This is a genomic window from Myceligenerans crystallogenes, assembly GCF_039529775.1.
Taxonomy (GTDB): domain Bacteria; phylum Actinomycetota; class Actinomycetes; order Actinomycetales; family Cellulomonadaceae; genus Myceligenerans; species Myceligenerans crystallogenes.
Window position 1 is genome coordinate 1 of record NZ_BAAANL010000012.1, and the last position, 24,719, is coordinate 24,719.

Here is a 24,719-nt window from a genome sequence, read left to right on the forward strand (position 1 = left end):
CCTGCGGCATCCAGATGCCACTGGTCCGGTCATGGTGGCTCGGCAAGAAGAAGGGCAAGGAGGCGTACGTCATCCCGGACGTGGTGGACGACGGCGCCGCGCCGTCGGGCAAGCGCGTGAAGTTCACCATCGGGCGGGACGACGACGCCCGGCCGACCGCAGAGAACGACGGAACCATGGGCGGCCGCGGGAAGGGCGCCACCTGTGTGGCGTGCAGTTCGCACGCCCCCATGGAACACATCAAGGCCGAAGGAATCGGCGGAAGGCTCAATACCCAGCTGATGGCGGTGGTCGCCGAAGGCAAGAGACGACGCATCTATCTGGCACCGACACCAGAGCACGAGAAGGCCGCTCGAACGGCGCTCCCGGACGACGTTCCTACTCAGTCACTTGGCCACGATCCCCGCAATCTGTGGACACCAGCGTATGGCCTGGCCCGCTTCGCCGACCTGTTCACGAACCGGCAGCTCACCGCGCTCACCACATTCAGCGACCTCGTCTCCGAGGCCCGGGAGCGGGTATTTAAGGACGCGATTGACGCTGGCTTGCCGCCGGGCACCCGCCTCACTGACGGCGGCACTGACGCCGAAGCATACGCCGACACTGTGGCGTCTTATCTCGGACAAGCGGTCAGCAGGCTGTCGTCGACCAACTCGTCGCTTTGCCGATGGAACTCCGCGCCGTCCAAGGAAAGCGTGTCAGACACGTTCGCCCGCCAAGCGCTTCCAATGGTCTGGGACTTTGCCGAAGGAAACACCTTCTGCAAAGGCCCTTGCGACCTCGAGTGGAGCGCCGGATGGGTCGCAAAGACTATCGACCTGCTCCCAGCCAGCCTCACTGGTGTTGTGAGACAAGCCGACGCCTCGGTCCGTAAGTACACCGGCGTACTAGTCTCAACCGACCCGCCGTATTACGACAACATCGGCTACTCCGACCTCAGCGACTTCTTCTACGTCTGGCTCCGCCGCGCCCTCCGCCCGATCCACCCGGACCTGTTCGGCACCATGCTCGTGCCCAAGGCCGAGGAACTGGTCGCCAACCCCTACCGCCACGGCGGCCGCGACCAAGCCGAGAAGTTCTTCGAGGACGGCTTCGAGCACGTCTTCGGCCGCGCCCGCGAATCGGCCAACCCCGACTACCCGATCACGGTCTTCTACGCCTTCAAGCAGGCCGAACTGGAAAAGGAAGGCGTCATCAGCACCGGCTGGTCCACCTTCCTGGAAGGCATGATCCGCGAGGGCTGGACCATCACTGCCACCTGGCCGGTCCGCTCCGAGCGCGGCGGTCGCATGATCTCGGTCGGCACCAACGCACTGGCCTCCTCCATCGTCCTCTCCCTCCGCCCCCGCCCGTCCACCGCCCCCGCCACCGACCGCGCCGGCTTTCTTGCCGCCCTGCACGCCGAACTGGAACAAGCCCTCCCCCGCATCCGTGAAGGCGCCATCGCCCCCGCGGACCTCCGCCAGACGATCCTCGGCCCCGGCATGGCCGTCTACTCCCGCTACTCCCGCGTCCTGGAGGCCGACGGCTCGCGAATGCCGGTCAAGACCGCGCTCGCCCTCATCAACCAGGCCTTCGACGCCCTGGAGTCCGAGCAGGACGGCGACCTCGACCCGGACACTCGCTTCTGTCTCGACTGGTTCAAGTCCTACGGCTGGGCCACCCGCGACTACGGTGACGCCGAATCCCTGGCCGTCCCGCTCGGCATCAGCGTGGAGGGCATCGCCCGCGGCGGCGTCATCACCTCGGGCGGCGGCAAGGTGACGCTCGTCCGCCCCCAGGAGCTCGACCCGACGTGGGACCCGTCCACCGACGACCGCATCTCCACCTGGGAAGCCACCTGCCAGATCGCGCGTGCCTACGCGGCGGACGGCCGCGAGGCCGCCGCCCGCCTCATGGCCGCCATCACGACGCACCCGCACGCCGCGGTCCCGCTCGACGACATCCAGCGCCTCGCACTACGCCTCTACGAACTCCTCGAATCCAAGGACGCCACCACAGCCGGCCTGTTCAACGGGCTGGGCGGCGCCTGGGCCGACGTCGTCACCACCTCCCGCACCGTCGAACCCGCTCCCGTGCAACACGCCTTCGACTTTAGCGCCGCCGACTGAAGCCGGCACCGGACCGATCCATCACCGCCCGTCAGAACAACCGGAAGGACCCTGCTCTCATGGCCATCCTCACCAACCGCGAGAAGGTACAACGCGGTCTGGGTCACCTGCTGTCCGGTATCGAGCCGTGGGTCGACATGCGGATGAAGGCCGACACCCCGCAGGGCGTGGACTGGGTCGAGCTCAAGTCCGCCGCGGACACCCGGAAGTTCGGGCAGAACAAGCAGTACTCCCGCGACGACATCCGCTTCCTGCTGCGGATGATCGTGGAGAACCGGGAGGTGTTCAAGGACGACCTGTCCCATGCCCAGCGCGCCCTCGTCTCGGAGCTCAAGGAGACCGCGAACGCGGTCGCCCACGCGAACTCCGTCTCGAGCGACGACACCTACCGCGTCCTCGACACGGCCGAACGCCTCCTGCACGCCATCGGGTCGATCGAGGACGCGGCCGCCGTCGGCGACCTGAAGGTCAGCCACCAGCGCGAGGTGTTCGACCAGCAGGCCCGGAACACGCTCCGTCAGCGCACGTCGGCCACATCCGTCACCGGGAACGTGGCGGGAACGGCGATCAAGCCGTGGCGCGACGTCGTCACCCCGCACAAGGATGTCCTCAGCGGCCGCTTCTCGTCGGCCGAGTTCGCCGCCGACCTGCATGCCGTGGCGACCGGTTCCATCAAGGACGCGCCCGAGTACACGGACCCGGTCCAGTTCTTCACCCGCACGTTCCTTACCGCCGGGCTGTCGGACCTGCTCCGCCGCGCACTGCAGCGCCTCGGCGGGACAACCGGCAGCCCCGTCGTGAACCTCCAGACCCAGTTCGGCGGCGGCAAGACCCACTCCATGCTCGCTCTGTACCACCTGTTCTCCGGAACGCCGTCCTCCTCGCTTCCTCAGGGCGTCCAGGATCTGGTCCGCGAGACCCTCGGCGGCCCGGCGGCGTCGGACATCGATCCACTCGAAACCCTCGACGTGCGCCGCGTCGCACTGGTGGGGACCTGGCTCTCCACCGCCGAGCCCAACACGAGAGACGGGCGACCGGGCATCCGCACGCTGTGGGGCGAGCTCGCCTGGCAGCTCGGCGGCGACGACGCCACCGATCGCCTCGCCGCCTACGAACGAGTCGCCGAGGCGGACCGGCTGGGCGTGCCTCCCGGCGAGGCGCTGACCTCCCTGGTCCAGGACCTCACCGCCGGCGGCCGCAAGATCCTGGTCCTCGTCGACGAGTGGGTCGCGTATGCGCGCCTCCTGGTCAACCGGGACGACCTGCCCGCCGGTACGTTCGAGGCGCAGTTCACCTTCGCGCAGTACCTGACCGAACTCGCCCGCACCACACCGGGCATGATGCTGGTGGTATCGATCCCGGCATCGGACACCCTGAACAACGGAGGCGGCGGCTCGGCCCTGGAGGTCGGCGGGCCGCACGGGATGGCCGCCCTGGAACGGCTGCAGCAGGTGATCGGCCGGACGGCCGACGACTGGCGCCCCGCCAACAACGTCGAGTCCTTCGAGATCGTGCGCCGACGGCTCTTCGAGGAGCCGGACGCCGCCGCGCTGGCCGACATCGCGGCCATCGCGAAGCAATACGTGAAGTTCTACCGGGAGAACCACGGGATGTTCCCGGCGGAGACCGAACGTCCCGAGTACGAGGCACGGATCAAGGCTGCCTACCCTGTCCATCCGGAACTCTTCGACCGTCTGTACGAGGACTGGTCGACGCTGCCGAAGTTCCAGCGTACGCGCGGCGTACTGCAGCTGATGAGCCGCGTCATCCATGCCCTGTGGACCGGGCAGGACGCGTCGCCGATGATCAGCCCCGGGTCGGTGCCGATCGGCATCTCCGAGGTCACGAGCGAAGTCACGAAGTACCTCGACGACTCCTGGAAGACGGTGGTCGACACCGACGTCGACGGCGACACCTCCACCCCCGTCGGAATCGACGCCGCGCGCCCGGCATTCGGCGGGCGGGCCGTGACGCGCCGTGTCGCCAGAACCGTGTTCATCGGTTCCCTGGGTACCGTCGGCACGGCACACCGGGGCGTGGACCGGATGCATGTGTGCCTGGGAACCGCCGTCCCCGGGGACACGCTGAACCACATCGGCGACGCCCGCGACATGCTCTCCCAGCGCGCCACCTACTTCTACGAGGAGGGCGGCCGCTACTGGTTCGACCGGTCGGCCTCCGTCTCCCGTCTCGCCACGGAGCGCGCCGCCGGGTGGTCGGACGCCGACGTCCACGCCGAGATCACCGAGCAGCTCCGCGCCGAGGCTGGCACCAAGGGCGTCTTCGCAGGCGTCCACGTCGCGGTCGAGGACGCGGGAGCAGTACCGGACGACGGCGATCTGCGACTCGCGGTCCTGCACCCGCGATTCACCTGGTCGAAGGAGAACTCGTCGTCCGCCCGCGAACTCGCCGGCCAGATCCTCACCCGGTCCGGCTCGTCCCAGCGCCGCCGCCGGAACATGATCGTCATGGTTGCCGCGGACGACAGCAGGATGCCCGACCTCGACGGCGTCGTCCGGGAGTACCTGGCCTGGAGATCCATCGCCGACGACGCCGAGAACCTGGCACTGACCATCCCGCAGGCCAATCAGGCCAGGACACGGGTCAACCAGCTGAAGAACGCCGTCGTCGTCCGGCTGCGAAACACCTACACGGCGGCGCTGGTGCCGGACCAGCAGGCGAACGGCCGCCCCGAGAACATGTTCCTCCGCATCGGCGAGGGCGACAGCCCGCTCGCGGTCCGGGTCGCGGAGAAGCTCGCCTCACAGGGCCGCCTCGTGTCCCAGCTCGGCCTCGAGGTCCTGCACATGCGCCTGATCGGGCCGCTGGCCAACGCCTGGGGAACGGGCCACGTGCGCATGGGCGACCTGTGGTCCTGGTACACCGAGTACCCGTACCTGCAGCGGCTGACCTCACGTTCCGTCCTGGAGTCCGCCGTTCTCGCGGTGGCAAGCTCGATGATCTGGGAGACCGAGGGCTTCGCCCTCGCCGCCGGGTACGACGACGACGCCGGCCGCTACGTGGACCTCTGGCTGCCCGGCGACCGGCCGGAACCGATGTCGGTCCCGGACACCTGGCTCCTCGTGGTCCCGGAGCGGGCCAAGGCACAGCGCGCAGCGGAGCGGCCGGCAGCGCCGGAACCCGGGAACGACGAGTCGGGAAAGGTCACGGACGCGACGCCGGACGGTGGGACGACGCCGTCCGTTCCGGAACGGCGCCCGAACGAACCGGCCGGCACATCCGACGCGATCCGTCGTCGCTTCTTCGGCAGCAAGACGCTCGACAGGGTCGCCTATGTCAAGGACTGGAACGCCCTGGACCAGGAGGTCATCAGCGCACTGATGGCGACCGAGGGCACCGAGGTGACGATAGAGATCGAGATCCACGCCAGCAATGCCGGGGGATTCCCCGAGCGCATCATCCGCAACGTCCGCGAGAACGCGACGACGCTGGGATTCGACCAGCACGGCTTCGAGGCCGAGTAGGTCCGGAATCACCGCCAGAGAGGAGAAGATCATGCAGGACGCGGACGTCCTCACGCTGCAGGCCCTTCGGCCAGGGATGCGGGTCCACGGTATCGCCGAGACCCCGGTCACGATCCGCGCCGTCGAACCGATCGGCAGTTCCGCCGCGCGCGTGACGTACCTCGACGGCGACGGCCTGCTCGCGGAGGAAGTCCTGCGCCCAGACGACACCCGGCACCTGCGCGCGGCAGGGCCGGCCGGCCGGCCGTTCGACGCCGACCCCGAGGACTGGCGGCTCGCGGCGGAGGCGTTGCGGATCAAGTACGCCGCGCAGCACGATCCGATGCTCGCCGTGTCGACGTCGGACCTGGATCCACTGCCGCATCAGCTGTACGCGGTCTACGACGCGCTCATTCCGCGCACACCGCTGCGGTTCCTGCTGGCCGACGACCCCGGCGCCGGCAAGACGGTCATGGCCGGGCTCTACATCAAGGAACTCCTGCTGCGCGGCGCTCTCGACCGCTGCCTCGTCGTCGCCCCGGGGTCCCTCGTGGACCAGTGGCAGGATGAGTTGTCCGAGAAGTTCGGGCTGACGTTCGACGTCCTCACCAAGGACTCCATCGATGCGGTCCGCGAGCCCGGCGACGTGTTCGTGAGGCATCCGCGCCTGATCGCGCGAATGGACCAGCTCGCGCGGCACGACGGCCTCATGGACGCCCTGCGGCGGACCGACTTCGATCTGGTGGTCGTGGACGAGGCGCACCGGATGTCGGCGACCTGGTCCGGGGAAGAGGTCAAGCGAACGAAGCGCTACCGCCTGGGCGAGCGACTCGGCGAGGTCGCCCGGCACCTGCTGCTGATGACCGCCACCCCGCATTCCGGCAAGGGCGATGACTTCCACCTCTTCCTGGCCCTGCTCGACCCGGACCGCTTCGAGGGCAGGTCGCGGGGCCGTCAGACAGCCCATCCCGGTGACCTGATGCGCCGGATGCTCAAGGAGCATCTCCTGACCATGGAGGGCAAGCCGCTGTTCCCGGAGCGGCACGCGTCCACCGTGCCGTACGACCTGTCGGCGGGCGAGTACGACCTGTACAAGGCCGTGACGCACTACGTACGCAACGAGATGGGACGCGCGGACAGGCTCACCAACGACAAGAAGCGCCGCAACACGGTGGGGTTCGCGCTGCAGGTCCTACAGCGACGGCTTGCCTCCAGCCCCGAGGCTATCCTGCGCAGCCTGGAACGACGCCGTGACCGGCTGCGCAAGCGCATCACCGACATGGAAGGGTTCGGGCCCGCGGCCGTCGTCGTACCTCAGGACGTGGACCGCACCTGGGACGACGACGACATCGACTCCCGGCTCGCGGACATGGACGCGGCGGAGACCGAGAGTATCGAGTCGGCGGTTCTTGACGCCGCGACCGCTGCCCAGACCGTCGCCGAACTGCGGGAAGAGATCGCGGTGCTGGAGACTCTGGTCGGGCGTGCGATGCAGGTCCGCCGATCCGGGGCGGACCGGAAATGGACGGAGCTCGGACGTATCCTGACCGATCAGAAGGTCACGGCGGCCTCGGACGGGACCGTGCGCAAGATCATCGTGTTCACCGAGCACCGGGACACGCTGAACTACCTGCACCAGCGCATCGGAGACCTGCTCGGCGACCCGGACGCCGTCGTCACCATCCACGGTGCGGTCTCGCGCGTCGAGCGCCGGGCACGCACCGAGCGGTTCACCCAGGACCGGCACGTCCGCGTCCTCGTGGCGACCGACGCCGCCGGTGAGGGTCTGAACCTGCAGCGTGCCCACCTGATGGTGAACTACGACCTGCCGTGGAACCCGAACAAGATCGAGCAGCGGTTCGGGCGGGTCCACCGGATCGGGCAGACCGAGACGTGTCATCTGTGGAACCTGGTGGCTAAGGGCACCCGGGAGGGTGATGTCCTGGGCCGGCTTCTGGTCAAGATCGAGCAACAGCGCCAGGACTACGGCGGGCAGGTCTTCGACGTCCTCGGCGAGGCGTTCGAGAACCGGCCTCTGAGAGACCTGCTCGTCGAGGCCATCCGGTACGGCGACGACCCGCAGGTGCGCGCGCGGAACGAGGAGGTCATCGACGCGGCCGTCGCCGAGGGTATCCCGAGGCTGCTCGAGGAACGCGCGCTGAACGTCGATGTGGTGACCAGCGCCGACGCGCAGGCTCTCGCGGTCCAGATGGAGCGTGCCCGCGCACGCCGCCTGCAGCCGCTGTACATCCGCGCGTTCTTCAACGCCGCGTTCCGGCGGCTCGGCGGGCGCATCGTGGCCCGGCAGGCCGGGCGCCACGAGATCAAACGGGTGCCCGCGTCGTTGCGCGAGCGAACCCGCCGGACGAGCCGGTCCGTCCCGCTGCCGCACTACGAGCGCGTGTGCTTCGAACAGGCACACATCAGGCAGGAGGGACAGCCCGCCGCCGAACTCCTCGCGCCGGGACATCCGCTGCTCGACGCCGTTGTCGACGCGACGATCGACGAACTCGGGCACGTGCTGGAGCGCGGCGCAGTCCTGTACGACGAGGGCTCCGACGCGACCGAACCACGACTCCTCGTCGCGACCACCGAGCAGATCGACAACGGGCACGGTGCCGTCGTCTCGCGCCGCTTCGCGTACACCGAACTCGACCGGCACGGCGCGACGACGTCGGACAACTCAGCTCCCTACCTGAACTACGGAGGGCTTCCAGCGGGATCGACCGACGCGGTCACTGCGGCCGTGCAGCAGGAGTGGCTCGCGACGGGTGCCGAGGACGTCGCGGTCGCCTGGTCGACGGAACACACGCTGCAGGAGCACGAGCGCGAGGTCCGCGCCTCGGTGACCTCACAGGTGGACAAGACCCGCGGCGCCGTCGAGGCCCGCCTGGCCTCGGAGATCAACTACTGGGACCGCAGGACGGAAGAACTCAGGCAGCGTGAGGCTGACGGCAAGCGGAACAAGATCCGGCCGGAGACCGCATACTCCCATGCCCGCAAACTGGAGGACCGGCGCGCCCTGCGCCTCCGCGAGCTCGAACTGGATGCGAGGCTCCGCGTCAAGCCGCCTCAGGTACGTGGCGTCGCGCTCGTGATTCCCGCGGGAATGGTGACGGACACCATTGACGGCAGCGGCGGCCGCCACCGGACGGGAGCGGTCGACACCGAGTGGGTCGAGCGCCGCGCAGTGGACGCGGTGCTCGCCGCGGAGCGAGCCCTCGGTGCGGTGCCCGAGGAGAAGGCCCGCAACCATCCTGGATGGGACATCCGCTCGGTTCGGCAGGACGGATCGGTGGCGCACATCGAGGTCAAGGGGCGGATCGCGGGCAGTGATGACTTCACGGTCACCAAGACCGAGGTCAACCAGGCGAAGAACCTGGGCGACAGCCATCGCCTCGCGCTCGTCTCGGTAAGCCCCGGGCCGGCCTCCGAGGACGAGGTGCGCTACGTCCTGCATGCCTTCGATGACACCGACACCGACGACTTCACGACGAAGAAGTACGTCAAGGACTGGAAGAAGCTCTGGAAACGAGGCACTGCGCCGCTGTAGAACCGGCCCACGCCGTGATCTCACGGCCCGAGATGCGTGATCGCCACGACGTTCACCCCGTCCTTCCGCCGGTAGGACGGACCCGTCGCGGTGATCACCGTGAGCGCGACGGGAGGCAGTCGCAGTCACGTAGCTCGCCACGTTCCGCGCCATGCCGAACAGCAGCGCCTGGACGCGGAGCGGGTCTCGTCGCACACCGTCGAGGGCAACGATCTCGGCCAGCGCGATGGTCTGCACGACACATGCCGCCCCCGGACACATGCCGCCCTCGCACCGTCACCACTCGGTCGACCCGTCACCGACCTCGAAGGCCGCACCCGACTCGTCGCAGACCTCACGCCCTGAGGTCTGCGCGGTCCGAAATTCCGGCGACATCGGCGACCGTCCCGGTCAGGATGGCCGGTATGGACGATGTTCAGGTCGTCGTCGCCCACAGCCAGCGCGCGACGCTGCGCGTCGGCGACGTGTTCCTCAAGGTCGACGGAGACCCCGCGCACGCCGACGTCGAGGTCCGGGCGATGGCCCTGGCGCCGGTGCCGACCCCGGCGATCCTCTGGCGCGAGCCGCCCGTGCTCGCGATCGCCGCCGTGCCCGGCACAGCGCTCGGCGTCCTCGGCGAACCGTCGACGGCGTCGTCCGCGGCCTGGGCCGCGGCAGGTGCCGCCGTACGAAGGCTGCACGAGGCGCCGTTGCCGCCGTGGTCAGGACGTCTGAACATCGACGACCTGGCGGCGGAGCTCGAGCGCGAGTGCGCCTGGCTGCTCGCCGACGGCGTCCTGCCCGCCGAGGTGATCCGTCGCAACCACGAGATCGCGCGGACGGCACTACGGCCGTGGAAACCGGTGTTCATTCACGGCGACCTGCAGATCACCCACGTGTTCGTCGACGACGACGAGGTCACCGGCATCATCGACTGGTCCGAGGCCGCCCCCGGCGACGCCATGTTCGACCTCGCCATCCTGACCCTCGGACACGAGGAACGCCTGGACGATCTACTCGAGGGTTACGGCCCCGGCGCGGACCGGGACGTGATCCGCGCGTGGTGGTCACTGCGGAGCCTGACGGCCTCGCGCTGGCTGATCGAGCACGGCTTCGACCCGGACGCACCGGGATGCGAGTTCGACGTCCTCAGATCGCAAGGCAGTCAGGGCTGAGCTCCTTGACGGCGCGATACCGCGGCCCTGCTCGAGGATTGATCCGCTGACCCTGGCACTCACAGTTGAGTCAGCGAGGAGAAACAGGCGCGGGCGGATCCTGCAGGCCGGAGGGCGGCTGCCCACCGGCCACAGCCGGCGGCGTCGGGTAGATCGGCACGGCCGGGCCCTGGGCGGTCGGCCACCCGGGCTGCGCCGGGTACTGCGGCGCAGGCTGCGGAGGCGCGGGATAAGCAGGCGCCGGGTAGGCGACTTGCGGGTACGGCGACGGCGCCGGGTGCGATCCGGGCGGGAGGGCCCACATGCCCGGGGCCGGCTGACCGGGCAGGGGTGCACGGCCGCGAGGATCCAGGCCGTACCGGTTCGGCCCTCGCGTCCCCGGCAGGAACAGGAAGACCACCACGACGATCCCGGCGATCGGGACACTGCTCAGCAGGGCCCACCAGCCCGACTTGTCGGCGTCGTGCAGACGCCGCACCAGGACTGCGAGCCCTGGCAGGTAGAGACCGATGATCGTGGTGGCCAGGAGCACGAGCAGGATGACCATCGGCACCGTCGGCACCTCGATCGGGCCGTCCGCGGTCCCGGCGAAGAGCGTGACCATGTAGAGCGCATACACGATCGCCACCGAGCCGGCGAAGAACAGGTAGAACCACCAGTACTCCGCCGGAGTCGCACGCCCGTTGAAGTTGGCGTACTGCCGAAGCGCACTGGACACAGCCTTGCCGAAGGACATCAGAACCCTCTCGCACCGGGACGGCCCCATGCCGCCCGTCAGTGCCCATCCTGGCGCATAACGATGTGAACTATGCAATTTCCGGCCATGCCGCGTGTCGCCGGACGCATCGAACCATAGGTCGACCCTGGTAGCTGTATATATACCGGTTTTTCATCGGACACCGGATAAGGCCGGTAGGGTTATGGGCCGGACCGCCGTGAGCGGGGGCACCGCCGCTGGTGATCCCGTGGACCACCAGGAAGGACACGTTCCTATGCACGTCCGCAAGCGCACCATCGCCGCCGCCCTCAGCGCGACGCTCGCCGTCGCGGCCGCCGTAGGGCTGACCGCCTGCACCTCGGGTGCCGGCGAGCCTGCCCAGACGCTCGAGGAGCTGCAGGCCTCCGAGAGTGCCGCCGCCTCAGCTCCCGCAGAAGTGGCGCCGTCGCCGGAGGCCGACGAGAAGAAGCAAGCTGTCGAGGCGGCCAAGCTCGCCTTCGACGCCTTCCTCAAGTTGGACGACGACGCCCGTCAGAACATCGACTCGTTCGACGAGAAGCGCTACGAAGAGGTCGCTGTCGACATGGCGCTCGTCGACGCCCGCGGGCTGTTCCGCACGTCCTACACCAAGGGGTACCGCAGCGTCGGCGATAGCTCGTGGGAGTTGCTCAAGACGCCAAAGGTGGACCTGAAGAACAAGCCCAAGAGCGAGCCGCCGGTGCGCCCGACCGTCGAGTTGACGGTCTGCATCGACACGTCCGCAGTCGACGTGGTCGACAGGGACGGTGTCTCTGTCGTGCCGGAAGGCGGTCAGAGCCGGTACCTCTCGTTCGTCTCGGTCGTCGATGTGGACCACCCGAACGACGAGTGGCGAGTGAGTGACGTCGGCTACACCGAGGACGTCAAGTCATGCTGAATCGCCTCGGAGCAGTCTTCTGTCTGCTCGTCGCGATCGTCGCCGGCCCCGCAGGCGCCACGGCAACTGCCGATGAAGGCTGCGTCGTCGATCGCCTCATCAAGACATGCGAGAAGCGCGACGCCGGCACGGTCACCATCACCTTGGAGCCCAAGGGAGATTCGTCGTCAGGCGGTGTGGTGCACGCCGTGGATCCGGTCTGCCGTTCCGGCAACACGGTGATCCCGTGCTTCGTGGAGGGCTACGGCAGCTGGAACGGCTCGTGCTACGTCCAGGAAGCAGACCTGAGCAACCTCGACGATGCGACTCGCAAGGCGTTCAAGGAGCGGATGATCGACGCCGCCCGCGAGAAGGGCCTGCTGGGTCCGGACGAGAAGCCGAAGGGCGACGAGGGACTCTTCGTGGACTGCACGCCGCCGGTCTGCATCGACGGCCGGGACGCGGACACGATCGACGACTACTGCTACCAGAGCCAGGACTACTGGGCTCCTCGCCTGCCGCCGGCGGTGGGCGACGTGCAGGACCTGGTCGCCGAGGCCGTCTCCTCGATGGGCCTGACGGCGATCACACTGGGTACGACGCCGTTCTCCGGCAAACAGGAATCGGGGAAGCCCTATGTAGGGACCATCGGCCTCCCCGTCTGGCTGTGGGCAGAGGATCCTGGCTCGGCCGACATGGGACCGAACCATGCCGACGCCACCGATGGCGTGACGACCGTCGAGGTGGACGCAGAGGTCTCGTCCGTCGAGTGGGACCTCGGGAGCGACGACATCGAGCCGATCGTCTGCGAGGGACCCGGCGTCGCGTACGAGGAGAGCTTCGGCGTCGATGCTCGGCCCGACTGCGGCTACTTCGAGGGCTACCAGCAGGACGGCGAGTACGAGGTCACGGCGACATCCCACTGGGACATCACCTGGGAGGGCGCCGGCATGACCGGCACCGCCACCTTGGAGCTCGAGGACTCCGTCAACCTGGTCCTGGGCGAGGTCCAGGTCTTGACGCAATAGGGCCTCACATGAACGTCGCCCCCCTCGGTGCCGGGCATCCGTCGGGCACCAAGGCTGGGGCCAGGAGGATCTCAGCGGTTCTCAGGGAGCATCGGGGCGTGCAGCACCGACTCGGTCTGCCCGAAGACCTGCGTGATCACGCGGACCGCTTCGGCCTCCGAGATCTCGCGGACCTTGTACCCGGGGCTGACGCCCCAGAGGGCGACGGCGAGGTCGCGGGCTTGGTGCCAGTGCCCGTCGATCTCGAGGACGGAGTCGGTTTCCGGGTCGTCGGGAATCTCCCGGCGGAACAAGGCGCGCTCCGCGCCGTTGACGTCCTGGCGGTAGAAGCGAACCGGTGGTCGCATCGGCTTCCATTGCAGCTCACGCCACTTGTCGAGCTCCTCCTCCACCGTCCCCGAGGTGCCCAGCACGAAGAACTTCTCGCTCGGATTGCGGAACTTCGGCACCGCGATCGGCGGGACCATCACGCGACTGGTGAACTCCCGCGTGCGGGCGTATTCGGCGGCGTTCCAGTGCACGACCCACGCGTCCATGGCATCCTGCACGTCGAGCACCACGAACGTACCGGGTGGATCGCCCTCCCGCTCCTCGAATTCGGCGATCACCTGCTCGACGATCCGGCGACCATCCGCCCGACTGAGGAAATCACTCACTCTGCCCCTCCGCTCGGCGCTGCTCCTCGCGCTCGGCACGACGACGGGCGCGCCGCTGCTTCTGAATCTCCTGCATTTCGCGCTGGGCGCGAAGGCGTTCGATGAAGTTGTCCAGCGCCGCCGACTCTGATTCAAACCTGGCGATCTCACCAGCCAACCCGCCCCGCTCACTGGTGGCGTACGTCAGCCAGCCAGCCTGGTCTTTCTTAATCACAATACCGTCAGCAAACACTTTGCCCTCGAACAGCGTATACGGGCCAAGCCCTTCCTGGTCAATAACCTCTTTGGCCTCGTTGACGTTCATTGGGTCAGCTCCTTAAGTACGCCGAGCCCTTCAAGCAGCTCGACACTCATCGGCAATAGGGATTGGACCGCCCCACCCTTCGCACCAAATGCAGCGGCCGCAGGGCCTTCCTGCACCGCCATTTTATCCCAGGTCAAATTGTAACGACTCATCAACACGTCCACTTCATGTCGCACATCGGCCGGAGCGGCCTCGTAGTGCGAGCGCAGGTTGCTAAAGTCGCCGACTACCTCGTACTGGTGATACTGACGTGGGTCTTCAATGTACGGCAGCGATCGCTCATCGTAGTCGAATGCTTCACCGTTCCGAACCGGGGAGACAAATCTTCCGTCAGGCGTCCCGTATCGGTCAAAAATCTCACCCTTCTCGGGCAACCGTTTAGGCATGACCGGTTCCCTTGTCACGGGGTCGATCTCGAATACGTCGACCATGAATCCATTGCGTGGCGCATGACGTTCCCAGTCGATCTTCATCGTCTCGGAATCCATGAAACGCATGTCCCGAGGAACCGAGACATCATCCGGCCATTTATCCGTCCGCATGAAGTCATCGACTTCGTCCGGCGCGTTCGCCTTCAGGTAGTCGATCAACTGATCCCCGTTGAGCGCGCTCTTCAGGTGAATCTTCGCTGGGTCGCCTCCACTTGGGTCCGCGTCCTGCAATGCTCGTTCAGCGTCCTGCCTCGCCCGCTCCCCGTCCTGTTCGGCGCGTTCAGTGTCCTGCCGCTCTCGTTCCTCGTCCTGACGGTCCCGTTCGGTGTCTTGCTGGGCTCGTTCCTTGTCCTGCTCGGCCCGATCCGCATCCTGTTCGGCTCGCTCCTGGTCCTGCCGCTCCCGCTCCGCGAGCTGACGTGCTCGCTCCTCGTCCTGCCGGGCGCGCTCCGCATCCTGTCGTTCCCGCTCGGCGTCCTGGCGCGCTCGCTCCTCCGCCGTCGATGCCGGTTCGTCCTGGTCCCCTCGCTTCTCGTCCTCCCGCGCCCGTTCCGCATCCTGGCGGGCCCGTTCCGCGTCCTGCTGGGCCTGCTCCTCGAGCTGGCGCGCTCGCTCGGCGTCCTGACGTTCTCGTTCCGCGTCCTGCTGGGCGCGCTCCTTGTCCTGGCGTTCCCGTTCGGCGTCCTGGTGGGCCCGTTCCTTGTCCTGACCCTCTCGCTCCGCGTCCTGCCGCGCCCGTTCCCTGTTCTGACGCTCCCGCTCGGCATCCTGACGCTCCCGCTCGGCATCCTGCTGCGCCCGTTCCTCCTCCTGGCGCTTCCGCTCGGCGTCCTGACGCGCCCGCTCCAGGTCCTCGGGCGTCGGCTCCTCGCCCTTGCCGGCGGCCTCGTTCAGGTCCAGGGTCTTGTCCCGCGTCAGCGGGTCCAGACCCGGCGCGCCCGCATCCGGTGACTGGAAGTCCGCACCCGGGTGGGATCCCGGCGCCGTCTCCAGGAAGTACAGGTCGTCCCCGGGCCGGAGCCTCGCCAGCTCGCCGGTCTGCGGGTCCAGGAACACAGGCCCGTGGTCCGGGTGGTTGACCACGTTGATGACGTGGCCGATCCTCCCGTCGGCCCGTTCGATCCCCACGACACCACGCGAGCCCTCGCCCAGGGCATCGAGGCGGTCGATGATGGCGTCCGGTCCGTCGGCCTTGTGCCACTGCCCGCCGAGCCGGTCCGAGAGCTCGGTGATCGGCCGCGATCCCGCCGACGGCGCCGCGAGCACGTCCTTCCCGCCCAGGCTCAGGTCCCCGGCCAGCGCCGCCCGCGTGCAGTTGTCGCGGAAGCCCGCCACGCCGTCGTCGTACCGGTTCGCGTTCACGTCCCGGAACCACGGCATCTCGTTCGCGATGAAGTCCCGCGCCTGTTCCGGCGTCATCGACCCCGCATGCACGGCCGGGCGCGACCCGCCCGGCGGCTCCGAGGCCAGCTCCCGGGCCCGCGACCCGTCGTGCCATGGGTTGCCCGGATCCGGCGCCGGACGGTTCCCCTCGGGCCAGTCGACCGCCCCGGCCCCGTCCGGCCGCCCGACGCCCTGTCCCAGCTCGTCGAACTCACCGGGGATCTCCGCCCGCCGCTCCGGCGTCGTGTCCGGATCGAGCCACTCGCCGAGCAGGTCGTCCATCCTCCGGCTCGCGGCCAGGCTCTCGGGCGTGTGGAACTCGACCGAGACGATGTTCCCGTCGGGGTCCATCCAGTGCGACGTGATCCCCGGCGCACCGCTCCGCCCCCAGCCGTTGTCCAGGCCTCCGACCGGCCGGTACCCGCGATCGGCCAGCTCGTCGATGATGCCCTGCGCCGACGCCGTGAAGTCCTCCGGATCCGCGACCACCCGGTACCGGACGCCGTCCATCGTGTCGGACAGCAGGTCCCGCGCCGGCACCCCGTCCAGCCGCCGCGCGCCGGACGCCAGCTCGCCGTACAGCTCAGGAGCCGGCTTCACCCGGTCGCCGTCGTCCAGCCGTGCACCGTCGAAGCCGCCGACGACGTCGGCCACGTCCCGCGTCAGTGCCGGCTCCGCGTCCCGCAGCCCGTCGAGGAACTCGTCGGCTGCCGCCACCTGCGAGCGCGACAGGGACAGCCGCTCGTCCGGGCTCCGCCACGCGACCGGGTCCGCAGACACGGTGCCGGGCTCACGCCCGGCCGACCCGTCCGGATCGGGGACGACGACGTCGCCGGGCGGGCTCTGCTCCGACGGGGCACCGTCACCCCGGCTCTCGTCACCGTCGCGACGACCGCCGGCCCCGTCGCCGGGGTCACCATCGGCACGGCCGTGGTCACCGTCGGCACGGCCGTGTTCGACGCCACCACGGGCGTCAGCGCTCGGCCGGCTACCACCACCGTCCTGAGCTGGGGCGTCGGTGTCAGGGAGACCCCGATCCCCGCCGGACCGGCCGTCGCCGGGGACTCCTCCGGGTGCGGCCGGGTCCGGGTGACGGTCGTACCCGTCCGGCCGGCGCTCGGGCGCCCGGGTGGCCTGCGCGGCCGCCTGCTGCGCCTCGAGCTCGGCCTGGATGTGCTTCAGCCTGGTGGTCGCGTGGTTCTCGTGCTGCTCCCGGGCCACGGCCGCCTGGTGCTCGCGCTTGCGGTCCAGGAGCTCGTCGTACCAGGAGCGCCCGGCGTCGTTGCCGCCGTCCTGGGCCGGGCTGGCGTGCTCGGGGTCGCGGCGGTCCGGCAGCCGGTTGTCCGCGGCGGGGTCGTAGCCGTCGGGGCTCGGCTCGGACCGCTGCGCCTGGCTCGCGTCCGGCACCTCCTGCGGGTCCGGGTACCGGCCCGACCTGGCGTCGGAGCTCTGCGGGACCTCGGCGCCGCCGGCCCGGGACCGCGCGCCGTCCCCGCCGGAGGCGCCCGAGCCACGGGATCCCCCGAGGTCCAGGCTGTTCAGGAGGTCCTTCGCCTTCTTGAAGCCCGCGTCGACGACCGGGCTCAACGGGTCCATCGCGCGGTCGACGGCACCGGCGAACTGCTGCGCCCGCTCGCCCGTGGCCGCGTCCACGGCCCGGTCGAACAGGTTCGGCCTACGGACGTCCGGTGCATCGGCGTCGGGCAACGCCCGGGCGGCCCGGCCCGCCCGGCTGGCCGCGCCCAAGCCCTTGACGACCCTGCTCAGGCCGACTCCCGGCACGAACAGGAGTCCCACGTTGCCTATGGCACGTCCGGGGTCCTCGGCCCACATGTCCCACGCGACGAGGCTCTTTCCCACCGCGAGCCACGCGTCACCAGCCGCATCCGCCTGCCACCACTCGCCCGACTCCGGATCGAAGCCCAGCAGCTGAGCCATCCCCGACCACGTCTCGGCGGCTGTCTCGGGCTTCCAGCCGTGCTCGTCGATCCCGACCATCGCGCCGACGTCGGTGATCGCTCCCCAGATCCCGTCGACCCAGACACCCTGCTGGATGCGCCCGACGAAGCCGAAGCCCGCCAGGAGGTCGAAGCCGACCGGCGGTCCCCACGGCTGGTCCTGCGGCCGCTCCGGCAAGGGATTCCACGCACCCGACCACAGACCCGGCGCGTTCACCCCGAGCCGCTGCACGCCGTCCAGGTCACGGATCGTGCGGGCGCAACGCTCCTCGACCTCCACCAGATCCGCCTGGAGCTTGTTCACCGCGGTGATGATGTCGTTGTACTGCGGCACCGCGAGCCACGAGCCGTGCCAGACCGGTGTGCCACCCGCCAACCAGTTCGCCAGGTCCGTCAGCCCGATCGACTCGACCCACTCCGGGCTGACCAGCCCGTTGAAGTCCTCCGCCCGCTGCACCAGCTCCGCCCGCCGGGACACCACCGCCCGGTAGTCGTCCGCCAGGCCGTGCAGCGCCCGCGCCACCATGCCCAGCTCGTCGGCGTAGTCATGGGACTGGTTCCTGACCGGGGCCATCACGCCGAACAGCTGCTCGGCCTCCGGCGCGCGGTAGGACTCCCGCAGCCTCATCCACTGCTCCACCACCGCCGTGCCCTGACCCCGGATCTCGACGGCGTAGACCTCGAGATCCGCGGCCGCCTCGTCGATCAGCTCCGGATTCAGGTCCCCGCCAGGGAACTGCGAAGGATCGAACGGCGGTGTCGACATGCCCAGGCGCTCCCACGGTGACGATCGCGATACGACAGCAGAGGGGCGAAGCACCCCCTGTCCGACAATACCGGCCTGTGCTCGTCGCGCCGCAAGAACCCCGCAGCGCACCGAGGCGCGACCCCGCCCGTCCCAGAGGGCGTCGCGGGTGGAGCAGCTGGATTCCAGACGGTGCCGTTCAGCCCTGGACGACCACGAACTCGTCACCGAAGTCCGCGATGACGCGAAGCGTGCCGCCCAGCGTCTCGACGTACGACCGCAGGGTTCCGAGTTCGGTCGAGTCAAGACGACCGCGCTCGATCGCGGAGACCCGTGGCTGGGCAACGCCCATGCCGTCAGCGACAACCTTCTGGGTGACGTGCTTCGCACGGCGCACCTCGGCAAGCTTGAACGCACGCTCAGCCGCTCGCATCTCTTCCATGATCTCGGCGACACGACCCTGATCGATGCCAGCCTCGACCGCATCAGCCCTGACCTCGCGCCATGTCCTGGCCATCGTCATGCCTCCTCGTCGTAGTCACCGGCGAGCCACCGCTCGTAGCGCTCCTCGGCCACCGGAATGCTTGTCCCGTACCAGTCGGACCAGCGCCCTGCCTTGTCCCCGGCAACCAACAGCACCGCATTTCGTGCCGGGTCGAAGACGAACAGGATGCGTACCGTGCTTGCGCGCAACTCCTTCAGGTTGTGGATCCGAGAACCCTTGATCGAGTCCGCCGTGGGCCGCCCCAGCGACGGACCGACCTGTTCCAACTGGTTGACAGCTGCTTGGATGTGCTCAGCCAGGGGATCCTGATCCTTCACCAGTCGCAGGAACCAGTCCTCGACCTCGTCGAGCAGAACGATCTCCCACATGCGACCCCCAAATAATAACGCCTGCGTTATGAGTGACGCAAGGCGCGAATGATTGAGGTGTCCACCATAGGATCTTTGATGTCTTCTGGCAGGCTAGGACGGCACCCTGTACGGATCCGCAACGATACCTGTCATCCAATGACAGTTGATATCTCTTCGATTCGACCACCGCTCAAGGCGGCAACAGGCGATCCCGGCCGAAGGTCGCTCGAATGTCCTGGCTGATCAAGAGCCCTGCCGGGACGTACCCGGCAGGGCTCTCGATGGTTGCGTGCGCGACTGCGCCTACTCGGAGTCCCCGCACATCGCGCTGATGGGGTTCGGCCCGTCCGCCGTGGCCAGGCCCAGCTGGTAGGGCTTGTCGCCGTAGCCGGGGCCCGCCTCCGCGTCCGGGTCGTAGCCCTGGAACAGGAACTGCAGCGGCTCGCACGGGTCGACGGTCAGCTGCTGGTCCCGGCCGCTGCGCAGCAGCTCACCGTGCGAGAAGTCGTCGGTCCACCGCTGGGTGGTGAACGTCGTCCGGCTCGTCCGGGCGAACGGGTCGTCGCCCGTCACGGCCAGGGGCTCCCACTCGTCGCCGACGGCGTCGAGGTCGTCGGCGGTCCACGCCTTGTACATCCGGGCGCCGTCGGGGCCGAACGCCTCGATGAGCATGAGGTACTGCTCCGTGCCGTCGATCTTGTACACGGCGTCGCCCTCGAACATCGCGAACCGGTTCGGGCCCTGCTTGGCGATCACCGTGTCGGTGAACCCGTTCGGGAAGTCCTTGACCGAGGTCCGGGACCGGTAGTGGTGCCCGTTGTCGTCCGTCGAGAACAGGTAGCACGACTCCTCGTCGCAGATGTTCCAGAAGTCGAGCCAGAACCCGTTGCCGATGTTGTCCGCGATGATCTGCGGCATCCCGTCGTAGAAGTGCTTCGGCGCGCTCCACGAGGACGGGTCGGCGATGTCCTTCGTCGTCGAGTACGCGGCGTTGCCGTCCTGGTAGATCAGGTACCACGTCTTCCGGGGCGCGAAGTAGAACACCTGAGGCGCCGCACGGTACCCCGGGCCGATCGCCGTCGTGTCCAGGTAGGTGATCGGGGCGGAGTCCGCCTCGTCCCAGCTGTCGAACGACTTGTAGGCGATGTGCCAGCCCAGGCCCTCGCCGGGCGTCGTCGTGAAGAACACGTGGTAGCGCCCGCCGGCCTCGACCACCGTCGGGTCCTTGACGGCGATCGAGCCGTGCGTCGCGTCCGGCATCGGCCCCATCACCGGGTCGCCCGTGGACCATCGGAACGATTCGGCGTCGTCGGCCACCTGCGTGGCCGCCACCGCACCGCCCGCTGCCAGCGTCGTCGCCGCCAGGGTCGCGGCCGTGAGGGCGGCCGCCCATCGCGCTCGTCGCTGAGCGCGTCGGTTCTGCGTCATCTGCTTCTCCTTACGTGACAGCGAGCCGTGCAGACGGGCCAGGCACCCGCCGTCCGCCCGAGCGTCAGCTCCGACAGCGACTCGCCAGCAGCATGTTAGCGCTCACACCCGCCGGGGAAAAGGGGTAGGTTTATCGATATTCTCGATGGGTCGGCGGCAGACAGGTCAAGGCCCTGCCGGAGCGTGTCCGGCAGGGCCTTCGTCAGTCTTCGCGCGGCGGAGGCCGCGCCTGCCGGCAGTCTTCGCGCGGCGGAGGCCGCGCCTGCCGGCAGACCTACGCCGACCTGCTCACCGACACCGACCTGTCCGGCCCGTCCGCCGGGGACACCGTGACGGAGTCCGCCAGCGTCTCCGACGCCACCAGGGCCTCGTGGGCCCGCACCGCGGGCACCCACTCCACCGGGACCGCGAGCGCCAGCGCGATCCTGTCCGTCACGTGCAGGCCGGCCGCTTTGCGGGCCTCCTGCACGTCGCGGATCACGTCGCGGGCGTAGCCCTCGGCGCGCAGTTCGTCGTCGAGGCCCAGGTCGAGCACCACGAACCCGCCGCCCGCCAGGACGGCGGCCGCGACGTCGGCCCCGGCGCCCTCCCCCACGACGGTCGCCAGCTCGTACTCCGGCTCCAGCAGCTCGACGTCACCGCCGTCGGTCCGCACGACGACGGCGCCGTCGGCCGTCTTGCTCCACGCACCCGCCTTCGCCGCCTTGATGACCGCCTGCACGCCCTTGCCGAGCCGTGGCCCGGCCGCCCGCGCGTTCACGGCCAGCCGCTCGGTGATGCCGTGCTCCTCGGCGACCTGCGCCGAGAACGCCACGAGCCGCACGTCCTTGATGTTCAGCTCGGACCGCAGGATGTCCGTGAACGGCGCGACGCCGTCCGGGTCGGGAACGGCGACCACCAGCGAGCGCAGCGGCTGGCGCACGCGCAGCTTGTTCGCCTTGCGCAGCGCCATCGACTGGGACACCACCGAGCGCGCCGACTCGACGGCGGCCACCAGGGCGTCGTCGGACACGAGAACGTCCCCGACGAGACCGGGCGTGCCCGGGCCGCCCGAGAGGACGGGCCAGTCCGCCAGGTGCACCGACCGGCCGCCGGTCAGGCCCCGCCAGACCTCCTCCGTCAGGAGCGGCGCGAGGGGCGCCATGACGCGGCTGAGCACCTCGAGCGCCGTGGACAGGGTGTCGAACGCGTCGGCGTCCTCCTCCCAGAAGCGGTCGCGCTGGGTGCGCACATACCAGTTGGTCAGCGCGTCCAGGTACTGGCGCACGGACTCGCAGGCGCCCGCGATGTCGAAGGCGTCGAGCTGGTCCGTGACCGTCCCGACCAGCGTGCGGGTGCGGGCCAGCAGGTAGCGGTCCATCACGCCCAGCCCGGCCACGCGCTCCGCGGTCAGCGGCTGCGCGACGCGGCCCCGGGCCACGTCGGCACCGGCGCCGTCGCCGACGGCTCCCCCGGCGGCGTCGGCCCCCGTGACGCCCGGCGTCCCGGCGCCGTCGGACCTCTTGACGCTGTTCGCGTACAACGTGAAGAAGTAGTACGTGCTCCACAACGGCAGCAGCACCTGCCGCACCGACTCGCGGATGCCCTCCTCCGTCACCACGAGGTTGCCGCCGCGCAGGATCGGGGACGACATGAGGAACCAGCGCATCGCGTCGGAGCCGTCGCGGTCGAACACCTCGTTGACGTCCGGGTAGTTCTTCAGCGACTTGGACATCTTCTTGCCGTCCGAGCCCAGCACGATGCCGTGCGACACGGCCGTGCGGAACGCGGGCCGGTCGAACAGCGCCGTCGCGAGCACGTGCAGCGTGTAGAACCAGCCGCGCGTCTGCCCGATGTACTCGACGATGAAGTCGCCCGGGTTGTGGTTGCCGAACCAGTCGGCGTTCTCGAACGGGTGGTGCACCTGGGCGTACGGCATGGACCCGGAGTCGAACCAGACGTCCAGCACGTCCTCGACCCGGCGCATCGTGGAGCGGCCGGACGGGTCGTCCGGGTTGGGCCGGGTCAGCTCGTCGACGAACGGCCGGTGCAGGTCCGGGTTGCCGTCCTTGTCGCGCGGCAGCCGCCCGAAGTCCCGCTCCAGCTCCTCGAACGATCCGTACACGTCCACCCGCGGGAACTCCGGGTCGTCGCTCTTCCACACCGGCACGGGCGAACCCCAGAACCGGTTGCGGGTGATCGACCAGTCGCGCGCGCCCTCGAGCCACTTGCCGAACTGGCCCTCCTGGATGTGCCCCGGCACCCAGGTGATCTCCTTGTTCAGCTCGGCCATGCGGTCCTTGAACTTCGTCACCTCGACGAACCAGCTGGACACGCCCATGTACATCAGCGGCTGCCGGCAGCGCCAGCAGTGCGGGTAGGAGTGGTCGTAGGACTCGCGGCGCAGCAGCACCGTGCCCGCGGTGACCGAGCCCGTGCCGTCCTCGCCGCGCGTGCGGGCCTTGAGGTGGTCGATGATCGGCGCGTTCGCGTCGAAGACCTGCAGACCCGCGTACTCGTTCACCGGGTGGGTGAACCGGCCGTCGGCGCCCACGGGCATGACGGACTCGACGCCCTCGCGGTCGCAGACGATCTTGTCGTCCTCGCCGAACGCGCCCGCGGAGTGCACCAGGCCGGTGCCGTCGGTCGTGGTGACGAAGTCCGCCTCGACCACCCGGTGGGCGCGCTCGCGGCCCGCGTAGTAGGAGAAGGGCGGCGCGTAGGACGCGCCGAGCAGGCCGGAGCCCTTGAGGTGCCCGACGACGCGCGGGGCGTCCGCGCCTTCGTCGGTCAGCTCCCGCGCGTACGCGGCGAGGCGGGCCTCGGCCAGGACGTAGCGCTGCGGGGTGCCGGTGAAGGCGGACTCCACCACGACGTAGTCGATGTCCGGGCCCACCATGACCAGGAGGTTGGACGGGAGGGTCCACGGCGTCGTCGTCCAGACGAGCAGCTTGTCGCCGAGGCGCAAGGTGTCCGACGACGCCGACGCGCCGCTCACCTGCGGCTCGCCGGACGCGGCGTCGTCGTGCCCCTGCACCTCAGCGGACGCGGCCGCGTCCCCCTGCGGACCACCGGACGCGTCAGCGGCTCCCGGCAGCCCGACGACGTCGAAGCCCACCGTCACCGCCGGGTCCTGCCGGTTCTGGTAGACGTCGTCGTCCATCCGCAGCTCGTGGTTGCTCAGCGGCGTCTGGTCGTTCCAGCAGTAGGGCAGCACGCGGAAGTCCTCGTAGACGAGGCCCTTGTCGTGCAGCGACTTGAACGCCCAGATGACCGACTCCATGAAGCCCGGGTTGAGCGTCTTGTAGTCGTTCTCGAAGTCGACCCAGCGGGCCTGCCGGGTGACGTAGGCGCGCCACTCGTCGGTGTACTTCAGCACCGAGCTGCGGCACGCCTCGTTGAACCTGTCGATGCCGAGCTCGACGATCTCGTCCTTGGTCTTGATGCCGAGCTGGCTCATCGCCTCCAGCTCCGCCGGCAGGCCGTGCGTGTCCCAGCCGAACCGGCGCTCCACGCGCTGCCCGCGCATGGTCCGGTAGCGCGGCACGACGTCCTTCGCGTAGCCGGTCAGCAGGTGGCCGTAGTGCGGCAGGCCGTTGGCGAAAGGCGGGCCGTCGTAGAAGACGAACTCGTTGGCACCGTCCTCGCCCGCGTCGCGCCGGTCGATGGAGGCCTGGAAGGTCCCGTCGACCTCCCAGAAGTCGAGGACCTCGCGCTCGAGGGCGGGCAGGTCCGGAGAGGCGGTGACGGCGTTGTCGCCGTCGCGGTGCAGTGGGTAACGGGCTTCGGCCATGGTTCCGTGGCTCCTGGCGGTGGTCGTCGGTCCGGCAGCAGGGCTGCGAGGACGACGTCGCATCCGGCGTCGTACGTTGATGTACGACGACGGCGCTGGCCGCGGTACCACCCCGCTTGCCGCCTGCCGCTGCCACCCCAGGGGATGGCGGCCGCGAGCGACCACTCGTTGAGGCTGTGACGGGCCCACCCGTCCGGTTCTACCGGGCCGCTCCGCGGAGCGGCCGTTCTTCCGGAGGCTCACCGGTGATGGCCGGGTCAATGC

At 69.2% G+C, this 24,719-nt stretch carries 14 protein-coding genes; 6 read left to right on the forward strand and 8 right to left on the reverse strand.

Annotated features, from left to right (window positions below; genetic code table 11):
• The 4 genes from ABD208_RS19810 to ABD208_RS19825 form a co-directional block, all read left to right on the forward strand.
• On the forward strand, positions 1-2,111 hold a 2,111-nt coding region (locus ABD208_RS19810; RefSeq protein ID WP_344106421.1), incomplete at its 5' end, for a DUF1156 domain-containing protein.
• Positions 2,112-2,170: 59 nt separating this feature from the next.
• Positions 2,171-5,596, forward strand: a complete 3,426-nt coding sequence (locus tag ABD208_RS19815) for a Swt1 family HEPN domain-containing protein (protein ID WP_344106423.1) — start codon at positions 2,171-2,173, stop codon at positions 5,594-5,596.
• 31 nt (positions 5,597-5,627) lie between these two features.
• Positions 5,628-9,128 (forward strand): helicase-related protein, encoded by a 3,501-nt coding sequence (locus tag ABD208_RS19820; RefSeq protein ID WP_344106425.1) that lies wholly within the window; start codon positions 5,628-5,630, stop codon positions 9,126-9,128.
• Between the two features lie 404 nt (positions 9,129-9,532).
• Positions 9,533-10,282, forward strand: a complete 750-nt coding sequence (locus ABD208_RS19825) for a phosphotransferase family protein (protein ID WP_344106427.1) — start codon at positions 9,533-9,535, stop codon at positions 10,280-10,282.
• A 70-nt stretch (positions 10,283-10,352) separates the two neighbouring features.
• On the opposite strand, the gene ABD208_RS19830 is transcribed toward ABD208_RS19825, so the two are convergent.
• Positions 10,353-11,000, reverse strand: a complete 648-nt coding sequence (locus ABD208_RS19830) for a DUF805 domain-containing protein (RefSeq protein WP_344106429.1) — start codon at positions 10,998-11,000, stop codon at positions 10,353-10,355.
• 274 nt (positions 11,001-11,274) lie between these two features.
• Here ABD208_RS19830 and ABD208_RS19835 point away from each other — a divergent pair, with 274 nt between their 5' ends.
• Both ABD208_RS19835 and ABD208_RS19840 read left to right on the forward strand, forming a co-directional pair.
• Positions 11,275-11,916, forward strand: coding sequence for a hypothetical protein (locus tag ABD208_RS19835; protein WP_344106431.1), 642 nt, complete (start codon positions 11,275-11,277; stop codon positions 11,914-11,916).
• Positions 11,910-12,923 (forward strand): hypothetical protein, encoded by a 1,014-nt coding sequence (locus tag ABD208_RS19840; protein WP_344106433.1) that lies wholly within the window; start codon positions 11,910-11,912, stop codon positions 12,921-12,923. The genes ABD208_RS19835 and ABD208_RS19840 overlap by 7 nt, the downstream gene beginning before the upstream one ends.
• Before the next feature lie 71 nt (positions 12,924-12,994).
• Here ABD208_RS19840 and ABD208_RS19845 read toward each other — a convergent pair whose 3' ends face one another.
• The 7 genes from ABD208_RS19845 to ileS form a co-directional block, all read right to left on the reverse strand.
• Entirely contained in the window at positions 12,995-13,579 is a 585-nt protein-coding gene (locus ABD208_RS19845; protein ID WP_344106435.1) for a hypothetical protein, read from the reverse strand.
• Positions 13,572-13,883, reverse strand: coding sequence for a hypothetical protein (locus tag ABD208_RS19850; RefSeq protein ID WP_344106437.1), 312 nt, complete (start codon positions 13,881-13,883; stop codon positions 13,572-13,574). The genes ABD208_RS19845 and ABD208_RS19850 overlap by 8 nt, the downstream gene beginning before the upstream one ends.
• Positions 13,880-18,421, reverse strand: a complete 4,542-nt coding sequence (locus tag ABD208_RS19855; RefSeq protein ID WP_344106439.1) for a glycohydrolase toxin TNT-related protein — start codon at positions 18,419-18,421, stop codon at positions 13,880-13,882. The genes ABD208_RS19850 and ABD208_RS19855 overlap by 4 nt, the downstream gene beginning before the upstream one ends.
• Positions 18,422-18,599: 178 nt before the next feature.
• On the reverse strand, positions 18,600-18,923 hold the full coding sequence (locus tag ABD208_RS19860) for an XRE family transcriptional regulator (protein ID WP_344106441.1): 324 nt from the start codon (positions 18,921-18,923) through the stop codon (positions 18,600-18,602).
• Entirely contained in the window at positions 18,920-19,273 is a 354-nt protein-coding gene (locus ABD208_RS19865) for a type II toxin-antitoxin system RelE/ParE family toxin (RefSeq protein ID WP_344106443.1), read from the reverse strand. Before ABD208_RS19865 ends, ABD208_RS19860 begins: the two co-directional genes overlap by 4 nt.
• A 285-nt stretch (positions 19,274-19,558) precedes the next feature.
• Positions 19,559-20,683: a glycoside hydrolase family 62 protein gene (locus tag ABD208_RS19870; protein WP_344106445.1), complete on the reverse strand. Its 1,125-nt coding sequence runs from the start codon at positions 20,681-20,683 to the stop codon at positions 19,559-19,561.
• Between the two features lie 274 nt (positions 20,684-20,957).
• Positions 20,958-24,455, reverse strand: coding sequence for an isoleucine--tRNA ligase (ileS, locus tag ABD208_RS19875; RefSeq protein ID WP_344106447.1), 3,498 nt, complete (start codon positions 24,453-24,455; stop codon positions 20,958-20,960).
• Between the last annotated feature and the right edge of the window lie 264 nt (positions 24,456-24,719).